The organism is Comamonas suwonensis, assembly GCF_012844455.2.
Classification (GTDB): domain Bacteria; phylum Pseudomonadota; class Gammaproteobacteria; order Burkholderiales; family Burkholderiaceae_C; genus Comamonas; species Comamonas suwonensis.
Genome location: NZ_JABBCQ020000012.1, coordinates 112636 through 137474 on the forward strand (window position 1 = coordinate 112636; position 24839 = coordinate 137474).

Here is a 24839-nt window from a genome sequence, read left to right on the forward strand (position 1 = left end):
GATGCCCCAACGATTGATCTTCTTTTTTCTGCCAGATGCCTTTGAACACTGCTGCTCAGTTCCGTCGCTCCCGTTTTTGGCTGGCGATTCTTATCCTGCTGGTCATCGCCATCGGCCTTGCCTCTCGCCGGGGTTATGTGCCGTTCCCTGCGGTGCTGGGAAATTACCCCGGTGATGCGCTCTGGGCATGGGTGGTATTGCTGTGCGTGGCCTGGGTGCGGCCCGCCATCACGCGGACCCGGCTGGCGAGCTGGTCGCTGGTGATCGCCTTTGCCATCGAGTTTCTGCAGCTCTACCAAGCCCCGTGGATGCAGGCCCTGCGCGCCAACAAGCTGGCGTATCTGGTTCTGGGCAATGGTTTTGATCCGCTGGATCTGGTGGCTTATGCGGCAGGAATTGCTCTGGGTCTTGCGGTCGATCGTGGCTGGGAGAGGGCAGGTCTGCGCAGGGGCTGAGATGGCATGAATCGTGCTGCTTTTCTCGAGCATAAGCATGACGAAAAGCACTACCCCATGAAAACGCCCTTGCACTATCTGGTGGCGGCTCGGCAAAGCGAGATGGCCGAGCTGGAGCAGATCAGCCGCGCCAGTACGCTGGTGGCCAGCATGTCCGAGCTCGTCCACGCGCTGCAGAAGGAGCGCGGGCTGTCCAATATCTTTCTGGCCAGCGGCGGGGCACAGGCGCAGCAGGTGTTGCAGGCCCATCTGCCGCAGGTGGACGAGGCCATGGCCCGCGTTTGCGGGGTGCTGGAGGCATTGGGAGAGCGCTCCCCGGGCGCGCACGGGGCGCGTCTGTTTAATGCGATTGCCAATGCGCTGCAGGGCTTCGAGGCTTTGCCCTTGCTGCGCCGCAAGCGCGATGCGCTGGAGCTGAGCGCTGAGGATTGCACGCAGGCGTTGATCCGCATGATTGCCGCCTGCCTGACCGTGGTGTTCGAGGCGGCAGACAGTGCCAGCGATCCCGATGTCGCAAGACTGCTGGTGGCGCTGTTTCATTTCATGCAGGGCAAGGAACTGGCGGGACAGGAACGTGCGACGGGGGCTGCGGCCTTTACCAGCGGCATCAGCAAGCCGGAGCGCCAGCGCCATTGGCTGCATCTGATCGAATCGCAGGATCGCTGCTTTCAGGTGTTTGCGGATTTCGCCAGCGAGGCTGGCGCAGAGCGCTGGCAACTGCAGTGCGGCAGCTGTCCCGATATGACGGTGATCGAGCGCCTGCGCCGCATCGGCTGCACGGCAGGGCATGGCGCACCTCTGGATGGCAGCTTGAGTTTGCCCTGGTTTGAAGCCTGCTCCAGCCGGCTGGATGCCATGCACCAGATTGAGGCATTTCTGGCGCTGGAGCTTCAGGCGCAATGCCTGAAGAAACTCGACCAGGCGGGCGCGGCCCTGGCCCAGCAGCAGGCACTGCTGGAGTCCATGCTGGCGCCTGCGACTCGCGCAGAGGCTGCCGCGGCCTTTATCCTCAGTCCCGCGCAGTCTGGCGTGGCCCTGCCTGCCGAAGGTGCTTATGGGCTGCAGCTGGAGAAAAGCATTGTGGGACTGGTGCAGGAGCAGGCAGCCCGGCTGCAGGATATGCAGACCGAGATCGACAAGGCGCGCTCCACGCTGAAGGAGCGCAAGACCATAGAACGCGCCAAGGGCGTGCTGATGAATTACCGCCAGTTGAGCGAGGGCGATGCCTACAAGCTGATCCGTCAGACAGCCATGAACCAGAACCGGCGCATGCTGGATGTGGCCGAGGCCATTCTGGCGACGGTAGATCTGCTGCCTGGCAGCACCAATTCGTAGCATGGGGTCGCATGGGTTGTTGCGGCGCACCAAAGTCGGGCTGAAATCGGGCGCAAGTCGTTTTCTTTCGAGTGCGAAAGGTCTGGCACGGTTTGTGCATGACTGTTGATGTCAAGCAGACCAAAGGCGGTCGCGCTTAAAGCGTTATTACGAGTGACCTGGGACAACGGCGTCCTTTTCTCCTCTCATCCGAGGAGGGAAGGACGCCGTTTTGTTTTCCGGATCGCCTTCACCACGATTCTTGATGGAGTTTTCTCATGAGCAAGCGCCTTTTCCCATCCCCAGTTCTTTCTCAGGAGTCTGGCCGCAGAGACTTTCTGCGCGTTGCAGGCGGTGCCGCACTCTATGGGGCATTAGGTCACCACGGCGTCTGGGCTGCGGGCTCGGATGTCCCCGAGAAGAAGGAAGTCAAGATTGGCTTTATCCCGCTGACGGATTGCGCCAGCGTGGTCATGGCGTCGGTGCTGGGTTTCGATCAGAAATACGGCGTGAAGATCGTCCCCAGCAAGGAAGCGAGCTGGGCCAGCGTGCGCGACAAAATGGTCAATGGCGAGCTGGACTTTGCCCATGTGCTGTACGGACTGGTCTACGGCCTGCATCTGGGCATTGGTGGCCCCAAAAAAGACATGGCGGTGCTGATGAACCTGAACAACAACGGTCAGGCCATCACCCTGTCCAAAGCGCTGGCTGACAAGGGCGCTGTGGATGGCGCAAGCCTCGCCCAAGTGATGGCCAAGGAAAAGCGCGAATACACGTTTGCAAGCACCTTCCCCACCGGCACCCATGCCATGTGGATGCACTACTGGCTGGCGGCGGCAGGCATCAACCCGCTGTCAGGTGCCAAACTGATCACCGTGCCGCCGCCCCAGATGGTGGCGAATATGCGCGTGGGCAATATGGACGGCTTTTGCGTGGGCGAGCCGTGGAACCATCGCGCCATCATGGACGGCATAGGCATCACGGCCAACACCACGCAGGACATCTGGAAGGACCACCCCGAAAAAGTGCTGGGCACCACGGGCGACTTTGCCAACAAAAATCCCAACACCTGCCGCGCCGTGATGATGGCGATTCTGGAGGCTAGCCGCTGGATTGATGCCAGCCTGCAAAACAAGATGAAGATGGCCGAGACCGTGGCCCAGAAGTCGTATATCAACACCAGCGTGGACGCCATCAATCAGCGCATTCTGGGGCGCTACCAGAACGGTCTGGGCAAGACCTGGGACGACCCCAACCACATGAAGTTCTTCAACGATGGTGCGGTGAACTTCCCTTATCTGTCGGATGGCATGTGGTTCCTGACCCAGCACAAGCGCTGGGGCCTGCTCAAGAGTCATCCCGACTATCTGGCCGTGGCCAAGCAGATCAACCGCATTGACCTGTACACGCAGGCGGCAAGCCAGCTGAAGGTGAACGTGCCCAAGGATGCCTTGCGCAGCAGCAAGCTGATGGACGGCGTGGTGTGGGATGGCAAGAACCCCGCCCAGTACGCCGACAGTTTCAAGATCAAGGCCTGAGGCCGACACCCCCAAGGAGATTCACCATGGTCAGTGCCGCACTTCCATCCCGTCTTGAACTGGATCCTCCCCATGATCCGCAACTGGCCATACAGGCGGCCAACGATGCACGCTTGAATGCTTCCAAAGAGATAGCTGATAGCGCAGAACCTGCAAGGGTTACAGTGAAAAAAGAATCAAAACCCAAAGCGGCATCTGCTGCAGCCGTTGCGCCCGTTGTGTTTCCACCCAGCCGCTGGCGCCAGCGTGCTGAAGGACTGATGGGCTCGGTGCTGCCGCCGCTGCTGGGGCTGGCGCTGCTGGTGGGCTTGTGGTCCATCGTCTCCAGCACCACGGGCCACAGTATTCCCACCCCGGCAGAGACATGGACGCAGGCGGTCGAGGTTTTTCGCGATCCGTTCTATCGCAACGGCCCCAACGATCAGGGGGTGGGCTGGAACGTGCTGTCGTCGCTGCAGCGCGTGGCGCTGGGTTTTGGCTTGGCGGCGCTGGTGGGCATTCCGGCAGGCTTTTTGATCGGGCGCTTCAACTTTCTCTCGCGCATGTTCAATCCGCTGATCAGCCTGCTGCGTCCCGTGTCGCCGCTGGCCTGGCTGCCGATTGGCCTGCTGGTGTTCAAGGGGGCGAACCCGGCCGCCATCTGGACCATCTTCATCTGCTCCATCTGGCCCATGGTTATCAACACCGCTGTCGGTGTGCAGCGTGTGCCGCAGGATTACATGAACGTGGCGCGGGTGCTGAACCTCAGCGAATGGAAGATTGCCACCACCATCCTCTTTCCCGCCGTGCTGCCCTATATGTTGACGGGCGTGCGCCTGGCCGTGGGCACGGCCTGGCTGGTGATTGTGGCTGCCGAGATGCTGACCGGTGGCGTGGGCATTGGCTTCTGGGTCTGGGACGAGTGGAACAACCTCAACGTCAAGAACATCATCATCGCCATCTTCGTGATTGGCATTGTGGGCCTGTTGCTGGAATGGGCGCTGGTCAAGCTGGCTTCGGCCTTTACGTTTGAAGAGGTGAAGGCTTAACCCACCCCTGAGCCGCGCCTTCCGGTGTGTCACCCCCTCAAGGGGGCGCCACCGGTGGCCCGGCAAAGCCGGCTCCACGCTGGCCTTGAAAAAACAAGGAGTTCCTCATGCATACCTCTCTCAGCACCAAGTTCATTGAAATCCAGGATGTCGAGCAGACCTTCAAGACCGCCAAAGGCCTGTTTCCTGCGCTGCGTGACATCCAGCTCAATATCGCAAAGGGCGAGTTTGTGAGCCTCATCGGCCATTCGGGCTGCGGCAAGTCCACCTTGCTCAATCTGATTGCCGGGCTGACGGTGCCTACCAGTGGTGCACTGCTGTGCGCCAATAAGGAAATCAAAGGCCCCGGCCCCGAGCGCGCCGTGGTGTTCCAGAACCATTCGCTGCTTCCCTGGCTGACCTGCTGGGGCAATGTGCACCTGGCGGTGGAGCGTGTCTTTGCCAAGCGCGAAACCAAGGCGCAACTGGCAGCGCGCACTGACGCTGCGCTGGCCATGGTGGGCCTGACGCATGCCGCGCAAAAGCGCCCCGGCGAAATATCGGGCGGTATGAAGCAGCGCGTGGGCATTGCGCGTGCATTGTCCATGGAGCCGCAAGTGCTGCTGATGGATGAGCCGTTTGGAGCGCTGGATGCCTTGACCCGCGCCAAGCTGCAAGATGAGTTACTGGAGATCGTGGCCCGCACCCAAAGTACCGTGGTCATGGTGACCCACGATGTGGACGAGGCCGTGCTGCTATCCGACAAGATCGTCATGCTGACCAATGGGCCTGCCGCCACCATTGGCGAGGTGTTGCACGTAGAGCTTGCCCGCCCGCGCTGCCGCGTAGAGCTGGCCGAAGACCTGCAGTACCAGGGCTACCGCAAAGCCGTGATCGACTTTCTCTACACCCGCCAAGGGCATGTGGAGAAGGCGGCCTGAGTCTGCTAGGACTGCTTTGTCTACTTTCACATGGCGCCTTAGGGCGCCATGTTTGTTTTGATGCACTGCCATAAAGCGCGACTGCACGGAAATAGTGCATGTGGGAGGGCTCCCATGATATTGAGTAGGGCTGGGAAGCTGGCACAGCAATTGCATGTTTCTTGTTGTGGCCAAGGTGGGCCACAGGGTGATGGTGCAAGGCTGGACCAGATCCCAAAGACAAAGACGTCTGCGCGCTCATGCGAGTCATGAAGCGCGAGGCGTCTTTTTTGCGTTTTGCAAGCCCACGGGGACTGAGATGAAAAAATCCAAACTGGTCATGATTGGTAACGGAATGGCAGGTGTGCGCGCTCTGGAAGAGCTGCTGACCATTGCCCCCGACCTGTACGACATCACGGTGTTTGGTGCCGAGCCACACCCCAACTACAACCGCATTCTGCTGTCTCCGGTGCTGGCGGGCGAGCAGACGCTGGCCGACATCGTGCTCAACGACTGGGCCTGGTACCAGGACAACCACATCCTGCTGCATGCGGGCTATACCGTCACGGCGGTGGATCGCGCCCGCCGCACCGTGCATGCCACCAATGCGCAGGGTGAAACCATCAGCGCCGAGTACGACCGCCTCATCATGGCCACCGGCTCCAATCCCTTCATCCTGCCCATTCCCGGCAAGGATTTGCAAGGTGTGCTGGCCTACCGCGACATTGCCGATACCGAAGCCATGATTGAAGCGGCCAAGACGCTCAAGCACGCCGTGGTGATTGGTGGTGGCCTGTTGGGGCTGGAGGCCGCCAATGGTCTGATGAAGCGCGGCATGCAAGTCACCGTGGTGCATGTGGGCGACTGGTTGATGGAGCGGCAGCTAGACGACCAGGCCGGCCGCATGCTGCAAAAGTCGCTGGCCGAGCGCGGCATGCAGTTTTGCATGAAGGCGCAGACACAAGAGCTGGTTGGCAACGAGAGTGGCCGCGTGTGCGCTGTGCGCTTCAAGGACGGCAGCGAAGTGCCTGCCGATCTGGTGGTCATGGCCGTGGGCATTCGCCCCAACACCGAGCTGGCCGAGTCCATGCACCTGCATGTCAATCGTGGCATTGTGGTCAGCGACACGCTACAGACCGTGACCGACCCGCGCATCTATGCCGTGGGCGAGTGCGCGGCGCATCGCGGTATTGCCTACGGCCTGGTGGCACCGCTGTTTGAGCAGGGCAAGGTGCTGGCCAACCATCTGGCCGAGTTCGGCATTGGCCGCTATCTGGGCTCGCTGACATCTACCAAGCTCAAGGTCACGGGCATTGATCTGTTTTCGGCGGGCGACTTTCAGGGTGGCGGCGATACCGAAGAAATTCTGATGAGCGACCCTTATGCGGGCGTTTATAAAAAGCTGGTCATCAAGGACGACAAGCTGGTGGGGGCCTGCCTCTACGGCGACACGGTGGACGGCAGCTGGTACTTCAAGCTGCTGCGCGAAGGCCGCAGTGTGGCCGACATTCGCGACAAGCTGATGTTTGGTGAATCCAATCTGGGCGATACCGGTCACCAGGGCCAGAACAAGGCCGCAGCGCTGGCCGACAGCGACGAGGTTTGCGGCTGCAACGGTGTGACCAAGGGTGCCATCTGCAAGGCCATCAAGGACAAGGGACTGTTCACGCTGGAAGACGTGCGCAAGCACACCAAGGCCAGTGCCAGCTGCGGCTCGTGCACGGGGCTGGTCGAGCAGATCATCATGTTCACGGCGGGTGGCGACTACTCCGCATCGCCCAAGACCAAGGCCATGTGTGGCTGCACCGAGCATGGTCATCAAGCGGTTCGCGATGTGATTCGCACCCACAAGCTGTTGACCACGGATGCGGTGTTTCGTTTTATGGAGTGGCGCACGCCCAACGGCTGTGCATCGTGCCGTCCGGCGGTCAACTACTACCTGATCAGTACCTGGCCCAAGGATGCCAAGGACGATCCGCAAAGCCGCTTCATCAATGAACGCAGCCACGCCAATATCCAGAAAGACGGCACCTATAGCGTGATTCCGCGCATGTGGGGCGGCGAGACCACAGCCAGTGAGCTGCGCCGCATTGCCGATGTGGTGGACAAGTACGACATTCCTACCGTCAAGGTCACGGGCGGCCAACGCATCGACTTGCTGGGCGTGAAGAAGGAAGACCTGCAAGGCGTGTGGAACGACATAGGCATGCCATGCGGCCACGCTTATGCCAAGGCGCTGCGCACCGTCAAAACCTGCGTGGGCAGCGAATGGTGCCGCATGGGCACGCAGGACAGTACCCAGATGGGCAAGGATCTGGAACGCGCCATGTGGCGCATGTATGCCCCGCACAAGGTGAAGTTCGCCGTCAGCGGCTGCCCGCGCAACTGTGCGGAGTCCGGCATCAAGGACGTGGGCATCATCGGCGTCGATTCTGGCTGGGAGATGTATGTGGGCGGCAACGGCGGCATCAAGACCGAGGTGGCGCACTTCTTCGCCAAGCTCAAGACGGCAGAAGAAGTCATGGAGTACACGGGTGCCTTCATGCAGCTGTATCGCCTGGAAGGCTGGTACCTGGAGCGCACCGTGCACTACATCAACCGCGTGGGTCTGGATTACGTGAAGAAGCGCATTCTGGACGATGCACAAGGCCGCCAGGCGCTGTGGGAAGAGCTGCAGTTTGCGCTGGAAGGCGAGCCCGACCCCTGGTTTGAAACCGGCAAGGCCGCCGTGGATACGCGCCAGTTCCAGCCCTTAACGGCTGCGCAAACTGTGGCGATAACGGCCAGCGTCAGCGCCTGATTAAAAGCACCGAGGAGCCTGAAATGAGCGAATGGATTTCTATCTGCACGATTGACGACATCCCCGTGCTGGGCGCCCGCCGCGTGGCGCGTGCGCAAGGGTTGGATGTGGCCGTATTCCGCAACGCCGAAAACGAAGTCTTTGCCCTGCTGGACCGCTGCCCGCACAAGGGCGGGCCGTTGTCGCAAGGCATTGTGTTTGGCCGCAGCGTGGCCTGCCCGTTGCACAACTGGACGATTGCGTTGAGCAGTGGCGAGGCCACTGCACCCGACGAAGGCTGCACGCCGTACTTCAGCGTACGGGTGGAGGGTTCAGAGGTGCAGCTGCGTGCCGATGAGCTGGCCAGCCGTGCACTGGAGCAGACACGGCCCCATGCGGGCCCGGCGCACTGCAGCGGCAAACCAGCCTGCGCTGCGGCCTAAGTTTTTTTGCTATAGATGTAATAGCGATTGGCGCTTATTGAATGAGCGCCAGAGCCCAAAAACACTGAAAGCCTGCCATGCCTGAGACCCGATCCACCTGCCCTTACTGCGGCGTTGGCTGTGGAGTCATCATTGAGTCGGATGGCGTGCAAATCACCGGCGTGCGGGGCGACCCTGATCACCCTGCCAATGGAGGACGCTTGTGCACCAAGGGCAGTACTTTGCACCTGACGGCCGCGCCCGTGCACGCCCAGCAATCACGGCTGCTGCAGCCCCTGCGCAGATTCGATCGGGCATCGGCCCCGCAACCGGTGAGCTGGGACGCCGCGCTGGACGATGTGGCAGGCCGCATGGCGCAGATCCACGCCAACCATGGCCCCGATGCGCTGGGCTTTTACCTCAGCGGCCAACTGCTGACGGAGGACTATTACGTTTTCAACAAGCTGGCCAAAGGTCTGCTGGGCACCAATAACCTGGACACCAACTCCCGTCTGTGCATGAGCAGCGCCGTGGCCGGCTACAAGGCCACGCTGGGTGCCGATGCGCCGCCCGCCTGCTATGAAGACATCGACTTAGCTGGCTGCATGTTCATCGTGGGCAGCAATATGGCCTGGGCGCACCCGATTCTGTTTCGCCGCGTGGAAGAGGCCAAGGCGCGCAATCCGGCGCTCAAAATCATCGTGGCCGATCCGCGCAAGACCGAGACCGCCGAGCTGGCCGATCTCTACCTGCCGCTGCTGCCGGGCAGCGATGTGATGCTGTTCCACAGCTTGCTGCACATCATGCTGTGGGAAGGCTGGACGGATAACGCTTTCATCGTCCAGCACACCAGCGGTTTTGCCGCACTGAAAGAGCTGGTGCGCGAAGCCACGCCCGAGAAAGCATCTGCCATTTGTGGCTTGCCCACAGAGGATTTGTACAAGGCCGCCCGTTGGATGGCTTTAGGGGGGGCACACAGTGCAGACAGCGCGCCACGCCAGCCTACGCTGAGCCTGTACTGTCAGGGTCTGAACCAGAGCGCCAGCGGCACAGCCAACAACGCGGCGCTCATCAATCTGCACCTGGCGACCGGCCAGATTGGCAAGCCCGGCGCGGGGCCGTTGTCGCTCACTGGCCAGCCCAATGCCATGGGCGGGCGCGAGGTGGGTGGCTTGTCCAATTTGCTCAGCGCCCACCGCGACATGGCCAACCCCTTGCACCGCGAAGAAGTGGCGCAACTGTGGGGTGTGGAAACTATTCCATCGACGCCCGGAAAGTCTGCGATAGAGATGTTTGAGGCGGCCGCCGATGGCCAGATCAAAGCGCTGTGGATTGCTTGCACCAACCCCGCGCAAAGCATGCCTGACCAGGCCATGGTGCGCCGCGCGCTGGAGCGCGCCGAGCTGGTGGTGGTGCAAGAAGCTTTTGCCGCGACCGAAACCACGGCCTACGCCGACTGCTTGCTGCCGGCCACGACCTGGGGCGAAAAGCTGGGCACGGTCACCAACAGCGAACGCCGCATCTCCCGCGTGCGTGCTGCCGTGACTGCGCCCGGTCTGGCGCGCCACGACTGGCAGATTGGCGTGCAACTGGCGCGGCGACTGGAGCCCCTGGTGCGCCCGCGCAAGCCTTCGCTGTTTGGCTATGACATGAGCCGTGCTGAAGCAGCAGCCGAGGCCATCTGGAACGAGCACCGCGAAAGCACGCGCGGGCGAGATTTGGACATCACCGGCCTGAGCTGGCAAATGCTGGAAGAGAAAGGCCCGCAGCAATGGCCTGTGCCCAGCGGTGCAGCGCAAGGCACGCAGCGCCTGTACACCGACGGCCGGTTTGTAACCGATGACGGCCGTGCCCGCTTTGATGCGCAGCCTTGGAAGCCCGTGGCCGTGCAGCGCGATGCGCGCCACCCTTTCAGTCTGAATACCGGCCGCCTGCGCGATCAGTGGCATGGCATGACACGCACCGGCCAGCTGGGCCGCCTGTTTGCCCATGTGAGCGAGCCGCAGTTGCAAGTTCACCCCCAAGATATGCAGCGCCTGCAACTGCGGGATGGCGATCTGGTCCATGTCTCCAACCGCTACGGTGCCATCGTGCTGCCCGTGCAGACAGGCAGTGGCCTGCAGCCTGCTCAGCTGTATCTGCCCATGCATTGGGGCGGTATGTACCTGAGTGGACGCAGCTCCAAAGGCCAGCGTTTAGCGGGGGTGAATGCGCTGACCACCCCTGAGTTCTGCCCGCGCTCCAAGCAGCCGGAACTCAAGCATGTTGCTGTGAGACTGCTCAAGGCCGAGATGCCCTGGACCTGCATGGGCATGGCCTGGCTGGATGAGTCGCAGGTGCTGGCCACGCGCGCAGCGTTGACAGAGCTGATGGCGGAGTTCGACTTTGCCAGCTGCGTGCTGTTTGGTCGCTCTGTACCGCTGGAAAAGGCCGGCGACGGCCGAACCGGTGTGCAGTTTCGCGCTGCAGCGTATGAGGCTCCGAGCGCTGAGGTATTGCGACGACTGCACCAGTTGCTGCAGTTGGATGGATCAGAGGCGCTGCGTTATGTCGATGCTCGCCGCCAATGCAGCCGTGCCATGGCCATCGGTCAGCAAGGTGCTGAGCCTGTGCTGAATGCCTTTTTGCTGTGTGGTGACGCCAGTGCCGGGCAGTGGCTGGCGCCGGTGCTGCGCGATGAGCAATCGACCAAAAGCTTTGGCCGGATGTTGTTGTCGTCCGGCAGCAAGCCGCCTGCCGCCATGGCTGCACGCTCGCCACAGGTCTGCGCCTGTATGAATGTGGATGAGGCCAGCATTACCGCTCAACTAGGCCGGTGCAGCGGTTCCCCTGATGAGCTGCTTACTCAACTCAAGTCTTCGCTGGGCTGCGGCACGCGCTGCGGCTCCTGTATTCCCACGATCAAGCAGCTGGTGCAGGCGGTGCCGCCTGTCACCCTGATGGTTGCTGCATAAGTCTTTAGCTGAAAGGTCTGCCATGACTTCCCGCCATGCAAACTCTCTGACGTCCCCGGGCCGCTGCTATCTGGTGGGTGCTGGGCCGGGTGACCCGGAGCTGCTCACCATCAAGGCTTTCAAGCTGATTCAAAGTGCCACGCTGCTGCTGGTGGATGATCTGGTGTCTGCTGACATCGTCAAGCTCGCCAGCCCCAAGACCCGTGTGATTGCCGTGGGCAAGCGCGGCGGGCGCGAAAGCACATCGCAGGAGTTCATTGAAAAGCTGATGATCATGGCTGCGCGCCAGGGAGAGGTCGTGGTGCGACTCAAGGGCGGCGACCCCTTCATCTTTGGCCGAGGGGGTGAAGAAGTTGAACATCTGCGCGCTGCAGGGGTGCAGGTGGAGGTGGTCAATGGCATTACCGCAGGGCTGGCGGCAGCCACCAGTCTGGGCGTGTCACTCACCCACCGCGATCATGCGCATGGCGTGGTGTTTGTGACGGGGCACCCCAAACCCGGCGGTGTTCAGAACGACTGGCGCCAGCTGGGGCAGACGGCCCATGCCGTGGGCTTGACGCTGGTGGTCTATATGGGCGTGAGCTCTGTGCCGCATATTCAGACCGAGCTGCTGGCCGGCGGCCTGCCCGCCAGCACGCCTGTGGCGCTGGTGCAAAGCGCCAGCCTGCCCACACAACAGCAGGTCATCACGCAACTGGGGGAGATGTCCACGGTGCTTGCCAGCAGCGGTTTGGGGAGTCCGTGTGTCTTTGTGATCGGGCAAGTCGTCCAACAGGCGGCAATCAGTCAGGCTGGGTTGGGAGCATGGCAGGGGGAGAAGCAGCTGCGCCGTACTGTCGGGGTGTAAGTGGCTGAAAGTGATTGCATTTTCATGATCCCCTGAGCGCATTGCGCCATTGCCAACGTCCCGCACTTGTCATGAGGAGCTAGCATGTATGGCTAGAATTTTTTACGCCCTGAATATTCACCACGCCCGGCCCTTTACATCTGCAGGGGGATGAGGGTCGGCACACCGAGATAAGTGATGAGCACTGCATACCCCGATACCCAGCTTTTGATCGATGGACAGTGGCAGGTGGCTGCCAGCGGCAAGACGATTGATGTGCGTAACCCGGCGTCGGGCGAAGTCATCGGTCGCGTGGCGCATGCCGATATTCCTGATCTGGACCGCGCACTCGCCGCTGCAGACAAGGGCTTTCAGGTCTGGCGCAAGGTCTCGGCGCACGAGCGCGGTGCCATCATGCGCCGCGCTGCCGCCTTGCTCAAAGAGCGTGCCGACGAGATCGCGGCGCTGCTGACGCAGGAGCAGGGCAAGCCGCTGGCCGAAGCCAAGGGTGAAATCATTGCCGGTGCCGGCATCATCGAATGGTTTGCCGACGAGGCGCTGCGCGTCTACGGCCGCATCGTACCTTCGCGTCGCCCTGAACAGCAGCAACTGGTGATCAAGGACCCTGTGGGCCCTGTGGCGGCCTTCACGCCCTGGAACTTCCCTGTCAACCAGATCGTGCGCAAGATTGGCGCGGCGCTGGCTTCAGGCTGCTCGTTCCTGTGCAAGGCGCCCGAGGAAACTCCAGCCTCGCCCGCAGCGCTGCTCAAGTGCTTTGTGGATGCCGGCATTCCTGCCGGTGTGGTCGGCCTGGTTTATGGCAACCCGGCGCAAATTTCCGAGTACCTGATTGCCAGCCCGGTGATCCGCAAGGTGACCTTCACCGGCTCTACGGCCGTGGGCAAGCAGCTGGCAGCGCTGGCGGGCCAGCACATGAAGCGAAGCACCATGGAGCTGGGCGGTCACGCCCCGGTCATCGTTGCAGAAGATGCGGATGTGGCACTGGCTGTGAAGGCCGCAGGTGCGGCCAAGTTCCGCAATGCGGGGCAGGTCTGCATCTCGCCCACGCGCTTTCTGGTGCACAACAGCGTGCGCGAGGAATTCACGCGCGCCATGGTGGCTCATGCCGAGGCGCTGAAGGTGGGCAATGGTCTGGAGCAAGGCGTGCAGATGGGCCCGCTGGCCAACCCGCGCCGGGTGACGGCGCTGACCCAGCTGATTCAGAACGCCGAGAACAGTGGTGCCAAGCTGCTGACGGGTGGCGCATCGTTTGGCGATGCCGGCAACTACTTTGCCCCCACGGTGCTGGCGGATGTGCCTTTGACGGCTGATATCTTCAATCAGGAGCCCTTTGGTCCCGTAGCGGCGATTCGCGGCTTTGACAAGATTGAAGACGCCATTCAAGAGGCCAACCGTCTGTCGTATGGTCTGGCCGCCTATGCCTTTACGCGCTCGCTCAAGACATCGCATCAGCTGGCGCAAGATGTGGAGGCAGGCATGCTGTGGGTCAACCAGCCCGCACTGCCATCGGCTGAACTGCCATTTGGCGGCATCAAGGATTCGGGCTATGGCTCGGAAGGGGGGCCTGAGGCACTGGAGGCTTACCTGGTTTCCAAGGCCGTGGCGATCACTTGTGTGTGATTGATACCCCTCAAGCGGCGTTGCCACGTCCCCCCAAGGGGGAGGACAGCATCGCTGCGGGGCGGTCCTTGCTTGCGGCCCCTTTGTTGGAATGCGCCAATTTTTAAGAGTTCAGCCCGTAAAAAAGCCGCTGTGTTTGCAGCGGCTTTTTTCATGGGTGATGGCGCTTAGTTCGTCAGGCAATCTTGGCAGTGCTGGCAAAAAAGCGCTGATGCTCGCCAATGTCCTGCGCAGCCAGTTGCAGTTGCAGGGCTTGCTCGGGCTGGTGTTGCTGTATGCGCTGGGCCACGCCCATCAGCAAAGGGATGGCCTTGGCAGGGGCCGTGGGCAGTTGCTGCAGTCTTTGTAGCGCACTGCGTACGCTGCGCAAGGTGCTGTCGGACAAAAGCAGGTCGTTTTCCAGGGTGTGCAGTATGAGCACGGCCTTGCCTACGCGCAGGGCGGCCAGGCCGCAGTCGGCAGCTTCCTGCACGGCAGGCGCGCTGATTTTTTCGGAGGCGCGTACCAGGCGCAGCAGGCGGTGATACAGGCGGGCGCGCCAGACGCGGACATCGCGGGCATGTAGCGGGGTGGCAGCCATGTCTTGCAGCTCATGAACCATCATGGCGCGCAGGCCGTCCAACCTGCCTTGAACGGTGACGGGCAGGATGAAGCGGTAGGCCAGCCAGCCTGCCAGCGGCCCGGTGACGATGGCAAATGCCATCGAGAGCGAGTGGCCGTAGTCCAGCTGATAGGGGAAGTGGGGCGACAGCGCCAGCAGAATCACCATATTGCAGTCATAGCCGGCCACCATGGTGCGGCGATGGCTGAACAGCAGTGCGCCAATGAGGATGAAGGGCAGCATCATCAGCACCATCTGCAACTGGCTGCTGGCAAACGGCCAGGCAAACCACTGGCAGGCCAGCGCCACGCCCGCGCCCATGGCCTGACCCAGAATGACAAAGCGCATGGTGAAGGCCGGGTTCTCGAACGAGGAGAAGACGGTAATCATCACCGACAGACCGAGCAGCATGAAGGCACCGCCATGCCAGCCGGTGATCACCCAGATCAGGCCAACCACAAAGATGGCGCTAAAGGCACGCAGCATGGCGCGGCGTGCGCCCACCCAGTCGCTGTGCAGCACCACGGGCAATTGGCGGGCACGGTGGTTGGCGGGCAGGGGCAGGTCGCTGGCAGCGACAAAGTGGGCCTGCAGGGCCAGGCCGATATTGCTCAAAATTTCCTCGGCATGACCCCATCCTGCGGCGGCCTCGCGCGCCGTGGCAATGGCGTGAATGGCCGCCAGCGGTGCGGGCTGGGTTTCCAGCAGCTTGGCGGCTTGCTCCAGCGCTGTCGTCATGGCCTGGGCTTGCTCGGCGGTGAATTCGGGGGTGATGGTTTTGCCGGTGCTGTCACGCAGCCAGAGCAGGGCGGAGATTTGCGTGTTGATCAGGCGGCGCAGCGCACGCACGGCGCGGCGTGAGCGCTGCGAGCCTGCGGCATGCGGGTCCAGTCCTTCTTCAATGGCGGCCATGACTGCCAGGCGCTCGGCCAGATCTTTGGGGCTGAGTGCGCTTTGCCCACGCGCTGCGGCTTGTGATGCCGCTGCAATGTCGCGCAGCAGACGGGCGCAGAGGCGGCGTACCTTGTCGTCACCGGGGATTTCAGCGCCCACGGGCGTGAACAGCCAGCCTACGATAAGGGCCGCAGCCACGCCGGTCAGCGCGGTAAACAAGCGGTCCCAGCCCAGGTCATAGACATGGACGGGATTGCCGTTGTCTAGCAATGCGACCATGGATGCGGAGTACCCCGCCAGCATGGTGCCGTAAGAGGCAAAGCTGCGCTGCAGATTGCCCAGCCCGGCGCAAATGCCCATCCACACCGCCAGGCCGGTGACCAGCCAGAGCAGATTGCCATTGGCGACGAGCACCAGCACGACACCGGCGGCGGTGCCGATGATGGTGCCGGTGGTGCGGAAAAAGCTTTTTTCCAGCAACTGGCCGCGCAGCGGCTGGGATGCGGCCCAGACCGTCATGCCCGCCCATTGCGGGTGCTCCAGCCCCAGGGCCCAGGCGGCCAGCACGGCGATACAGGCCGCAAAAGCGGTGCGCAGATGCTGGCGCAGGCGGGCACTGTCAAAACCCCATTGAGCGGCGCGCGCTAGAAATCTCTCGTAGACAGCCACTGTCATGCGCGCTCCTCAGCTTCAGGATGCGTTTGCGTGCAGCGCTGATCATGCATTTGCTCGATGCGGGCACGAACCTTGTTGACGCTGCCCAGCATGGCTTCGATCTCGGCTTCATCCAGGTCCTGCAGCAGGCTGCGTTCGGCCTCCAGCATGGTGGCGCGAATATTGTCCACAGCCTGATTACCTTCGGTGGTGAGAAAAATGCGTTTGCTGCGACGGTCGGCCGCATCGGCGCGGCGCTCTACCCAGCCCTTGCCTTCCAGAATGTCCAGCAGGCGTACCAGGCTGGATCCGTCCAGCCCCACGCGCTCGGCCAGCTCCTTTTGGGTGACCCCGTCGCCCCAGGCGCGCAGGTGCAGAAGCGGCGTCCAGGTGGCGTCGGTCAGACCGTTGGCAGCCAGTTGCTCTTCGACAAAGCGGCGCCATTGGCGGGTGAGGGTGACCATGAGAAAGCCCAGGCGGTCGCGGGAGGGAGCATCAGCAAAAGACATAGACCTTATTTTGATGTCTATACAATTAATTTGCAATTCAAATTAATTGAGTCTGCATTGATATATAGGGTATTCCCTTTGTTGTTGGCGACGAGCAATAAAAAAGGAGAGCGCTAAGCGCTCTCCTTTAAAGGGTTTGACCCCTGTTTGTGTTTTATTGATTATTCAGATCATGCGCAAGCTGCTATCAAAACAGAGTGGGAATCCACAGGTTCAGAGCCAGACCTGCGACCAGCAGCCAGATGAACAGGGCCAGAGCCAGAATCAGCGGCTTGGTCCCCGCAGCCCGCACGGCACGGATGTGGGTGGTCAGGCCCAGAGCGGCCATGGCAATGGCCAGCAGTGCGTTGTCCAGCTGAATGCCGACGCTGACCACTTCCTTGGGCAGCACGCCCAGCGAGTTGATACCGGCCATCAGCACAAAGCCCAGAGCAAACCAGGGGATGGTGATCTTTTTGCCGGGCTGGCCGTTGTTCACACCGTCTTTCATGCCTTCCTGGCGTTCGCTGCGCGACAGCCACATGGACAGAATCAGCAGAAACGGTGCCAGCATCATCACGCGCACCATCTTGGCAATGACGGCGGTATCGGCGGCCTGGCTGCCAATCGCTTCGCCAGCGGCCACCACCTGGGCCACTTCATGCACGGTGGAGCCGACGAACACGCCGTACTGCTGCATGGTGGTGTTGACCCAGCCGTACTCTGCATTCCAGTGGAACAGCGCGGGGTAGAGAAAGGTGCCGATGGTGCCAAACACCACCACGGTCGCCACGGCCACAGCCACATCTTCGGCGCGGCCCTTGGCCACTGGTTCGGTGGCCAGCACGGCGGCGGCGCCGCAGATGGAGGCACCTGCGCCCACCAGCAAGGTCGTGCGCTTGTCCATGCCCAGCAGTTTCTGGCCAATCCACTGTGCCAGCAAGAAGGTGCTGGACAGCACCAGCGCATCAATCACCACGCCGGCCATGCCAACCTGACCAATGTCCTGAAACGTCAGGCGCAGCCCGTAGAGAACGATACCGGCGCGCAGCAGGCGAGCCTTGGTAAAGGCGATGCCGCTGCTGCACTGGCTGGCGATGGAGGGATAGACGGTATTGCCAATCACCAGGCCGATGATGATGGCCAGCGTCAGTGCGCTCAGACCGTTGCTTTTGATGATGGGGAATTGCGCAGCCCATGTCGCCACGGCAGCGATCGTGCCCGCCAGCAGCAGGCCAGGAACCATGCCGCCGGTCTTGTGCATCCAGCCGTGCGAGGGTGTGGAGTTTTTGAGTGTTGTAGTGTTCATCGTGCCCTTTTGCTGGAGGCGAAAAACAGGTTTGCCTGACAGCTTGAGGATCACTTTAGATTTGTTGGTTATATTTGTATAACGAATAGTTTTTGTAAGATCAATCGATAAAATAGGTAGATTGACCTCTTTGGCGCTTGTGATTTAACTAAGTCATTGATTCAATTAGCAGCGCAAGCAGATGTGCTGACGGCGCTGCTGAAGACCAGGCGTGCTCATCTGCCCGTTGGCTCAAATCATTGGCTCAAATCTTTCGTGGGTTTTATCGATGCCCAAGTCGCCTTTATGCTGCACCTCACCCTGCGTCAATTCGAGATATTTTGCGCCGTAGCCCATAGCGGAACTACGGTGGCTGCTGCAGAAACTGTAGCACTTTCGCAATCTGCCACCAGCGCTGCGCTGCAGCAACTGGAAGGCGGTCTGGGCGTGCAGTTGTTCGAGCGTGTGGGCAAGCGACTGGTGCTCAACGATGCCGGTCGTGCCCTTTTGCCGCAGGCGCTGGCTGTACTGGAGCAGGCGCGCGGCATTGAACAGGCATTCTCTGCCAAGGCGGCCAATATGCCTGTGCGCCTGCGCGTGGCGGCCAGCACTACCATCGGCACCTATGCCCTGCCTGAAGTGCTGGCGCGGCTGGCTGCATCCCACCCGCTGGTGCGCGTAGACCTGCAAATCGCCAACACCCAAGAGGTGGGTGAAGCCGTGCTGGCCATGGAAGTCGATATGGGCCTGATTGAAGGCAGCAGCCACTGGCAGGGGCTGGAGGTGGAGCCCTGGCTGCGCGATGAGCTGGTCATCGTTGCATCGCCGCACGACCCGCTGGCCCAGCAGGCCAAAACCAAGCCACTGGGTGTGGCCGCGCTGCGCAAAGCCGCATGGCTGCTGCGCGAGCCGGGCTCTGGCACGCGTGAGATGGTAGAGCACGCGCTGCTGCCACATCTGCACCAGTTGCCCGCAGCCGCCACACTGGGCAGCTCTGAAGCCATTGCCCGCTGTGTGGAGCAGGGGCTGGGCATCAGCTGCCTTTCGCGCGTGCTGGTGCAATCTCAGCTGCAAGCCCAGGTGCTGGACATTTTGCCCACAACCTTGCCGCGCATGTGGCGCAACTTCTCACTGGTGCAGCGCGCAGGCAAAAGGCGCTCTCCGGCGCTGCAGGCGTTTGTGGATGCTTGCAGCGCCAGCGTGCAGCCTCTCATGGACTAGGTGTAAAAACAGGCTGAAGCGCTTGATGAATAAGCGCAAGAAGCTATCAAAATATTCAGCAGCGAAGGGGTGATAAATCCCGCAGTCAAACAGCATTCGGTGCCGTTTCAAGGCCTGCTGCTGCGGCTTTTGAAGCGTGTGATGCGAGGGGGCTTATCTACCTGCTGCACAGAAGTCCACTGCCACTTTGGGTCAGTGGAGGCGCAGATGTAGGTCCGCGTTTTCAGAGGCGGATGGACTGGCTTGGTTGGCACAGTGCCGTGCAGATCAGGCAGCGTAGGAGGCGCATGAGTTTGGTGTGTTCGATGCAGGCACGGGCGCTTTGCTGGGCTGAATGCCATCAGCGATCACAAGCACATGTGCAATCTGGGCTACTGCGTGCGGCAGTCTTCACAGCGCCAGGGGGTGGCGCGCAACCGCCTGCAGATTCACGGGCGGGCGGTGGATGCGTCCATGCTCTCCCGCATTCCCTGAAACAGACGCTCTCGCATAGCGGGCAAGCGCAGACAGCTATGGTTTTCTTTAAGCATCGTTTTGCTTGCAGCAGGGGTTTTTGGCCCTATATTGCATAGACAAGCCCGCAAACCATCATGCAGCGGCGGGCCGTATCTGCAGGGAGGAACACCATGAAAACCATCGACGAAATGCTGCACCTGGACCTGCTCACCCAAGAGCAGCATTTGCAGATCAGCAGCTGGATCGACGAAGCGCCTTCCCCCGAAGCCATTTTGCAAATGCCCGCCCCCCTGTGGCAGGCTGTGGAGCGTGCCAGTCAGGCCATGGGCGTGAACGAGGATTTGCTGCGGCCGCCGGCGCTGGATGCGCAAGGCCTCGCGCTCAGCCAGTAAGGTGAAGCGGTCAGGCGCTGCCATAGCCACATTCAAAACCTAATCAACCTTAGGCTGCACTTGTGCAGCCTGCTCTGGTTTTTACTTCACCGGAATAGGCGTGCTCTGCGGCACCGGCACGGCGGCGACGCTGTTCTGGGGCGAACCCTCGATCACGCGGTCGGAATACGTCATGTAGACCAGGGCGTTGCGCTTGGTGTCGACCATGCGCACCACGCGCAGGCGCTTGAACAGCAGCGAAGTGCGCTCGGTAAACACATCTTCTTGTTGCTTGAGGGGCGCGGGGAACTGCAGAGTGCCTGTGGCCTGACAGGCGATAGAGGCTTCGGAGCGGTCTTCGGCCAGACCCAGTCCGCCCTTGATACCGCCAGTCTTGGCGCGCGAGACATAGCAGGTCACACCGGGCACCTTGGGGTCGTCATAGGCATCGACCACGATTTTGTGGTCCGGGCCAATCCATTTGAAGACGGTGTCCACGGCGCCGATTTGCTCGGCATGGCTCATGCCGACAAAGGCCATGGTGCCTGCGGTGGCGGCCGCAACGGCCAGAACGGCGGATAGCAATTTCATGGTGGTTCGCATGGAAAGTGAAATTAAGGGTTAACCCTTGCGTGGTCGCAGGGCATTGTGGCCGCTGCGTATCGTAGAGGATGCGCTCTGGCGACAATGCAGACCTGCTGGCGGGGATTGCAATCATGCATTGTCCTGTCCCGCCGCCTTCTGTTTTATCCACAGATGCAGAAAGTTCTGCAGGCCTGCGGCCTGTGCTGGCATTCAGCCTCGGATGCCGATTTCTGACTTCCTTGTTGCTCGCAGCGACTGCTTTTCTGGCAGGCGCTTTTTCGGCTTTGTTCTCTTTAAGCGTCATGCCCTTGCCGGGTGTGACGAGTTTCTATGTCTGTTTCCGTTTCTGCTTCTGCCTCTGATTCCACGCCGGGTCTGAGCCCCTCTTCCCTGCTGCTGATGGCGCTGGCCTGCGGTCTGTGCGCGGGTGGTAATTACTTCAATCAGCCCTTGCTGCACTCGATTGCCGGGCATTTCTCGGTCAGCGAATCTGCCGCCGCCACCAGCGTGACGCTGGCGCAGGTGGCTTATGCCGGTGGCTTGCTGCTACTGGCTCCGCTGGGTGACAAGCTGCAGCGCCGGGGGCTGGCTGTCAGCCTGATGCTGCTGGCGGCCGTGGGCCAGGCGCTGTGCGGTTTTTCTCAGAACCTGCCCATGTTTTTGCTGGGCACGCTGCTGGCGGGTTTGTTCTCGGTGGCAGCGCAGGTGCTGGTACCCATGGCGGCAGCACTGGCCCAGCCGGGCCAGAGCGGGCGCGCCGTGGGCTGGGTGATGAGTGGCTTGTTGCTGGGTATTTTGCTGGCGCGCAGTGTGGCAGGCATGGTGTCTGGCGCATGGGGCTGGCAGGCCGTGTACCAGGGCGCGGCGCTGGTGATGGCGGTGGTGGCGCTGTGGTTGTGGAAGGCACTGCCTGCTTCACGCAACCCGGTGCCGGTGAGCTATGGACAGGTGCTTTCCAGCATGTGGAGCCTGCTGCGCAGCCAGCCCGGCCTGCGCCAGCGTACCTTGGTCAGCGCACTGGCGTTTGCTTCGGTCAGCGTATTGTTTTCGACCATGGCGCTGCAGCTTTCCAGCGGGCCACTGGGGCTGGGTGATGGGCAGATTGGCCTGATTGGACTGGCCGGTGCGGCGGGCGCGTTGGTGGCCACGCAAGCCGGGCGACTGGTCGATAAAGGTCTGGGCCGCGTGAGCTGCGCCATTGGTGCGCTGGCGCTGCTGTTGTCATGGCCCATGCTGTGGGTGGGTGGCTCCCATCTGGGCTGGTTTGTGCTGGGTATGGTGGTGATTGATCTGGGCCTGCAATGCCTGAACATCACCAACCAGGCCACCGTGGCGCAACTGATGCCGGTGGCGCGAGGCCGCATGAATGCGGTTTATATGACGGGCTACTTCACCGGTGCAGCCGCCGGTTCTGCCCTGGGCACGCTGGCTTGGCGTCTCAACGGCTGGCAAGGCGCTTGCGCACTGGGTGTGGCGCTGGCGCTGATGGCTGCGCTGGAGACGTTTCGCATGCGCAAAAGCCATGGGCTTCAGCAGCCCATGGCGGTTCACTAAATGCGCTTATGAACTGTGCTTACATGTCCCAGCGCAATGAGGCCGTGTAGGTGCGCTGCGGATAGGGGTGAAAGTTCCAGTACTGGGCATTATTGGCGTTGTCCACGCCAAACGCCGCCGACAGTCGCTTGTCGATCTGGTAGCGGGCGCGCAGATCAACGCTGAAGTACTTGCTGGCCCCGAAATAGGTGTCGGCATTGACGTCGCTGTTGTCCAGATTCGAGTACTGGCGGCCGCTGTAGCGCGCAGCCACCGTCAGCGCCCAGCGGTCTGTGGGCTGATAAGTGGCATAGGCCGTGGCACGCCAGCGCGGCACGCGGGGCTGCCACTTGCCGACACTGGCCGGGTTGGCGGCATTGGCCACGGTCTTCGAGTTGGCAAAGGTCAGACTGGCTCCCAGATCCAGTCCACGCACCAGCACCGATTGCGCGGAGTAAGCCAGTTCAAGCCCGGTGGTGCGCACCTTGTCCACGTTTTGCACGGCTGAGATGGTGGTGCCCGGAATCAGCTGGCTGTAGAGCGCGTCTTTGGTCGCTTCGTGAAACAGCGTGGCGCGCAGCAGACCATTTCCCAAGTCTTGCTCGGCACTCAATTCACTGGTCCACGATTTTTCGGGTCGCAGGTCCGGGTTGTTGATGAACGAGAGCACGCCGCCCGATGTCGCACCATACAGCTCGCCAACCGTGGGAAAACGCACGGCGCGGCCCAGCGATGCTTTGAGCGTGGTGTGGCGCGCCAGCTGGTATGCCAGCGCGGCCTTGGGGGACAAATGTGATTCGCTGCGCTGGGCGTAATTCAGTTGGCTGCTGGCGGTGGCCGTGCGGCCCTGGCTGGCAGTCCAGTCTTCCCAGCGCAGGCCCAGCACGGCTTTCCAGTCTTTGGCTAACTGCCAGCTGTCCTGCGCCCAGACATAGCGCGTTTCAGCCCGCCCGCCGACTTGGCTGACCAGCGATTGCGCATTGGCTGGGCCGGATTGCCAGTCGCCCGTCACGTTGAATTTGCGGATGTCGAGGTGGTAGGCATCGCGGCCCAGGCCGAAGTCCACGATATGCGCGCCTTGCAGGCCCAGCAGTCCGTTCTGGCGCCAGGTACCTTTGGCCGCCAGCGTGTTCCAGCCGGTGCCGTTCTGATCCTGCAGCGTGCCATTGCCGCCGGTGGCGGCCGCTGGCAGGGCAATCGTGGGGACGCGTTGCTGATCCTTGCCGTAGTCGTACAGGCTGGCACTCAGCTCCCAGTCAAAGCTGCCTTGCGTGTGGCTTTTGAGGGAGACGCCATGCATGGTATGCGTCTGGCTGTCGTTGGACAGGCCAAACGCCGTGGGCGAGAGGCTGTAGGTCTTGCCCCCGATATTGATGGGGCCGCTGTACACCGGCTGGCCGTTCGGCCCCTTGAGATAACTTTCCGAGCGGCCCTTGGCATTGTTTTGCCACCAGCCCAATGTGTAGCTGGCGCGCAATGTGGGCGTGATGTCGTAGGCCAGTTTGATCTTGGCGTGATCCTGCTGCGTGCGGTATTGCGTGCCCGCGCCCAGAATGAGCCAGGGCTGGTTGGTGGTGTTGAGCCCCGCCACTGCGCCAGTTACGGGGGTACCTGCACTGCCAGCCACGCCCGCAGATTGCAGCACGGTAGGGAAGGTCATGGGCTGACCCTGACTGTCGGTGTGGTTGAGGTTGATCCAGAACGACCAGTCGCCGCTTCGGCTGCCGATGGACGCACTGCTGTTCCAGCTATTGAAGGTTTTGTCGGTGCCGAAGAGCTGGTTGGGCTGGGATGAATAGCCAGCGGCCACATGGGTTTCCAGCTTGTCTGGCATGCGGGTCACATAGTCCACCACGGCACCTGCGGAGTTGCCGGGGTAGGCGGCAGAAAACGGGCCGTACATGACATCCACACGCTCAATTTCTTCGGGCGTGACCAGGCCCCAGCGAGGCGCGTAGTTGCTGCCGTTGGCGATGCCATTGCCCAGAAAGTTGGAGAGCAAAATTCCGTCTGCATACACGGCAGAGCGCGCGCTATTGCCCGTGCCCGATGCGCGGGTGGAGAGGATGGCGTGGTTGTAATCGCCGATATAGCGCTTGCGCACCAGCAGGCTGGGCAGGTATTTGAGGGCGTCTTCGCTGTCCGTGGCGTTGATGCGGGTCTCGATTTCCTCGCGGGTGATGCCTTCGATGGTGGTCGGAATCTGCGTGGGCAGCGAGCTGGGCTGGCCGCCGTTGACAGTGACCACGCCAAGCGTGCGGCTGCGCTCTGGCAAGTCGGTGATGTCAGTCGAAGTCTGGGCCAGACACGGCCAAGCAATACCACTCACCACGAGTGGCAAAAAATACGTTTTCATTGAGGTACCCCGGAGTGTTTAGCTCCTATGAATCTGATAGCGGCTAACGCAAACAATGCCTGCGCTGGAGCCGAAAATAGTTCAAGAAGTTGCCGGGGGTGGCCCGCGTGCGGGCAGAGGTGCCGCCGTGATGGCGGCAATGCGCGCCCGCTCTACCGGCTGCAGCGCATGGCGCAGCGGTGACTGGGTGGGCACAGCCAGTTGCAGCACCGGCGGGGGTGGTGCCGCATGGGGCAGGCACATGGGACAGTCAAGGTGACCTGCGCCGAGGACCGTGTGATCGCTGCCTTCGTCGTCGCTGCCATTTTCGCCAACGGCAACCATCTTCATGGCACCGGTGCTGGTGCAGATCAGCTCAAAACCCTGCGACTGAATCAGTGGTGCAGCGCTTGCCACGCCGATGGACAATGCAAACCATGCCAGCACACACCGGCCCAGAAGGCAGGTGGCAATGCGGCGAAGTGCGTGCAAAGTCATGAGGCGAATGATGGTGGCAGCTGCCCTGATCATACGGCGTTTGTCAGGGGAGACTATGC

At 61.6% G+C, this 24839-nt stretch carries 19 protein-coding genes; 13 read left to right on the forward strand and 6 right to left on the reverse strand.

From position 1 onward, the window contains the following. Nucleotides 1-41 precede the first annotated feature (41 nt). The 10 genes from HF327_RS14540 (at nt 42) to HF327_RS14585 (ending at nt 13856) form a co-directional block, all read left to right on the forward strand. Nucleotides 42-455 (forward strand): ribosomal maturation YjgA family protein, encoded by a 414-nt coding sequence (locus tag HF327_RS14540; protein ID WP_236024204.1) that lies wholly within the window; start codon nt 42-44, stop codon nt 453-455. 57 nt (nt 456-512) lie between these two features. Continuing rightward, on the forward strand, nt 513-1790 hold the full coding sequence (locus HF327_RS14545; protein WP_198460898.1) for a nitrate- and nitrite sensing domain-containing protein: 1278 nt from the start codon (nt 513-515) through the stop codon (nt 1788-1790). A gap of 257 nt (nt 1791-2047) precedes the next feature. Then, nucleotides 2048-3307: a CmpA/NrtA family ABC transporter substrate-binding protein gene (locus HF327_RS14550; RefSeq protein WP_198460852.1), complete on the forward strand. Its 1260-nt coding sequence runs from the start codon at nt 2048-2050 to the stop codon at nt 3305-3307. A 26-nt stretch (nt 3308-3333) separates the two neighbouring features. Further along, nucleotides 3334-4335 (forward strand): nitrate ABC transporter permease, encoded by a 1002-nt coding sequence (gene ntrB, locus HF327_RS14555; protein WP_198460853.1) that lies wholly within the window; start codon nt 3334-3336, stop codon nt 4333-4335. 107 nt (nt 4336-4442) lie between these two features. Beyond that, entirely contained in the window at nt 4443-5255 is an 813-nt protein-coding gene (locus HF327_RS14560; RefSeq protein WP_198460854.1) for an ABC transporter ATP-binding protein, read from the forward strand. 298 nt (nt 5256-5553) lie between these two features. After that, nucleotides 5554-8034 (forward strand): nitrite reductase large subunit NirB, encoded by a 2481-nt coding sequence (gene nirB / locus HF327_RS14565; RefSeq protein WP_198460855.1) that lies wholly within the window; start codon nt 5554-5556, stop codon nt 8032-8034. A 23-nt stretch (nt 8035-8057) separates the two neighbouring features. Beyond that, nucleotides 8058-8456, forward strand: coding sequence for a nitrite reductase small subunit NirD (gene nirD / locus HF327_RS14570; protein ID WP_198460856.1), 399 nt, complete (start codon nt 8058-8060; stop codon nt 8454-8456). Between the two features lie 77 nt (nt 8457-8533). Then, nucleotides 8534-11389, forward strand: a complete 2856-nt coding sequence (locus tag HF327_RS14575; RefSeq protein WP_198460857.1) for a nitrate reductase — start codon at nt 8534-8536, stop codon at nt 11387-11389. A gap of 22 nt (nt 11390-11411) precedes the next feature. Continuing rightward, a complete protein-coding gene (gene cobA, locus HF327_RS14580; RefSeq protein WP_198460858.1) occupies nt 11412-12236 on the forward strand; it encodes a uroporphyrinogen-III C-methyltransferase in 825 nt (274 codons plus the stop codon). A gap of 177 nt (nt 12237-12413) precedes the next feature. After that, nucleotides 12414-13856, forward strand: a complete 1443-nt coding sequence (locus tag HF327_RS14585; protein ID WP_198460859.1) for an NAD-dependent succinate-semialdehyde dehydrogenase — start codon at nt 12414-12416, stop codon at nt 13854-13856. A 175-nt stretch (nt 13857-14031) separates the two neighbouring features. Here the strand turns inward: HF327_RS14585 and HF327_RS14590 are convergent, their stop codons facing one another. The 3 genes from HF327_RS14590 to HF327_RS14600 form a co-directional block, all read right to left on the reverse strand. Further along, nucleotides 14032-16026, reverse strand: coding sequence for an FUSC family protein (locus HF327_RS14590; RefSeq protein ID WP_198460860.1), 1995 nt, complete (start codon nt 16024-16026; stop codon nt 14032-14034). After that, complete coding sequence (locus HF327_RS14595; RefSeq protein ID WP_198460861.1) at nt 16023-16514, reverse strand: MarR family winged helix-turn-helix transcriptional regulator; 492 nt, start codon at nt 16512-16514, stop codon at nt 16023-16025. The genes HF327_RS14590 and HF327_RS14595 overlap by 4 nt, the downstream gene beginning before the upstream one ends. 187 nt (nt 16515-16701) lie before the next feature. Further along, nucleotides 16702-17802 carry a YeiH family protein gene (locus HF327_RS14600; RefSeq protein ID WP_198460862.1) on the reverse strand — a complete coding sequence of 367 codons (1101 nt, stop codon included), beginning with the start codon at nt 17800-17802 and terminating at the stop codon, nt 16702-16704. Nucleotides 17803-18087: 285 nt separating this feature from the next. Here HF327_RS14600 and HF327_RS14605 point away from each other — a divergent pair, with 285 nt between their 5' ends. Together HF327_RS14605 and HF327_RS14615 are read left to right on the forward strand one after the other, a co-directional pair. Further along, a complete protein-coding gene (locus HF327_RS14605) occupies nt 18088-19002 on the forward strand; it encodes a LysR family transcriptional regulator (protein ID WP_198460899.1) in 915 nt (304 codons plus the stop codon). A gap of 626 nt (nt 19003-19628) precedes the next feature. Next, entirely contained in the window at nt 19629-19850 is a 222-nt protein-coding gene (locus HF327_RS14615; RefSeq protein WP_099738844.1) for a hypothetical protein, read from the forward strand. 81 nt (nt 19851-19931) lie between these two features. On the opposite strand, the gene HF327_RS14620 is transcribed toward HF327_RS14615, so the two are convergent. Then, nucleotides 19932-20432: a CreA family protein gene (locus HF327_RS14620; RefSeq protein ID WP_198460863.1), complete on the reverse strand. Its 501-nt coding sequence runs from the start codon at nt 20430-20432 to the stop codon at nt 19932-19934. A 312-nt stretch (nt 20433-20744) separates the two neighbouring features. On the opposite strand from HF327_RS14620, the gene HF327_RS14625 reads away from it, so the two are divergent. Beyond that, complete coding sequence (locus HF327_RS14625) at nt 20745-21968, forward strand: MFS transporter (protein WP_198460864.1); 1224 nt, start codon at nt 20745-20747, stop codon at nt 21966-21968. A gap of 19 nt (nt 21969-21987) precedes the next feature. Here the strand turns inward: HF327_RS14625 and HF327_RS14630 are convergent, their stop codons facing one another. Then, complete coding sequence (locus tag HF327_RS14630) at nt 21988-24303, reverse strand: TonB-dependent receptor (RefSeq protein WP_198460865.1); 2316 nt, start codon at nt 24301-24303, stop codon at nt 21988-21990. An 81-nt stretch (nt 24304-24384) separates the two neighbouring features. Then, entirely contained in the window at nt 24385-24780 is a 396-nt protein-coding gene (locus tag HF327_RS14635; protein ID WP_198460866.1) for a DUF2946 family protein, read from the reverse strand. Nucleotides 24781-24839: the final 59 nt, after the last annotated feature.

Bases quoted from the DNA above. Each gene is read 5' to 3' on its own strand.
- HF327_RS14625 (WP_198460864.1), top strand. From the start codon at position 20,745: ATGTCTGTTTCCGTTTCTGCTTCTGCCTCTGATTCCACGCCGGGTCTG.
- HF327_RS14630 (WP_198460865.1), bottom strand. From the start codon at position 24,303: ATGAAAACGTATTTTTTGCCACTCGTGGTGAGTGGTATTGCTTGGCCG.
- HF327_RS14620 (WP_198460863.1), bottom strand. From the start codon at position 20,432: ATGCGAACCACCATGAAATTGCTATCCGCCGTTCTGGCCGTTGCGGCC.
- HF327_RS14615 (WP_099738844.1), top strand. From the start codon at position 19,629: ATGAAAACCATCGACGAAATGCTGCACCTGGACCTGCTCACCCAAGAG.
- HF327_RS14560 (WP_198460854.1), top strand. From the start codon at position 4,443: ATGCATACCTCTCTCAGCACCAAGTTCATTGAAATCCAGGATGTCGAG.
- HF327_RS14545 (WP_198460898.1), top strand. From the start codon at position 513: ATGAAAACGCCCTTGCACTATCTGGTGGCGGCTCGGCAAAGCGAGATG.
- nirD (WP_198460856.1), top strand. From the start codon at position 8,058: ATGAGCGAATGGATTTCTATCTGCACGATTGACGACATCCCCGTGCTG.
- HF327_RS14590 (WP_198460860.1), bottom strand. From the start codon at position 16,026: ATGACAGTGGCTGTCTACGAGAGATTTCTAGCGCGCGCCGCTCAATGG.
- HF327_RS14585 (WP_198460859.1), top strand. From the start codon at position 12,414: ATGAGCACTGCATACCCCGATACCCAGCTTTTGATCGATGGACAGTGG.
- HF327_RS14550 (WP_198460852.1), top strand. From the start codon at position 2,048: ATGAGCAAGCGCCTTTTCCCATCCCCAGTTCTTTCTCAGGAGTCTGGC.
- ntrB (WP_198460853.1), top strand. From the start codon at position 3,334: ATGGTCAGTGCCGCACTTCCATCCCGTCTTGAACTGGATCCTCCCCAT.
- HF327_RS14605 (WP_198460899.1), top strand. From the start codon at position 18,088: ATGCTGCACCTCACCCTGCGTCAATTCGAGATATTTTGCGCCGTAGCC.
- HF327_RS14575 (WP_198460857.1), top strand. From the start codon at position 8,534: ATGCCTGAGACCCGATCCACCTGCCCTTACTGCGGCGTTGGCTGTGGA.
- HF327_RS14595 (WP_198460861.1), bottom strand. From the start codon at position 16,514: ATGTCTTTTGCTGATGCTCCCTCCCGCGACCGCCTGGGCTTTCTCATG.
- HF327_RS14635 (WP_198460866.1), bottom strand. From the start codon at position 24,780: ATGACTTTGCACGCACTTCGCCGCATTGCCACCTGCCTTCTGGGCCGG.
- nirB (WP_198460855.1), top strand. From the start codon at position 5,554: ATGAAAAAATCCAAACTGGTCATGATTGGTAACGGAATGGCAGGTGTG.
- cobA (WP_198460858.1), top strand. From the start codon at position 11,412: ATGACTTCCCGCCATGCAAACTCTCTGACGTCCCCGGGCCGCTGCTAT.
- HF327_RS14600 (WP_198460862.1), bottom strand. From the start codon at position 17,802: ATGAACACTACAACACTCAAAAACTCCACACCCTCGCACGGCTGGATG.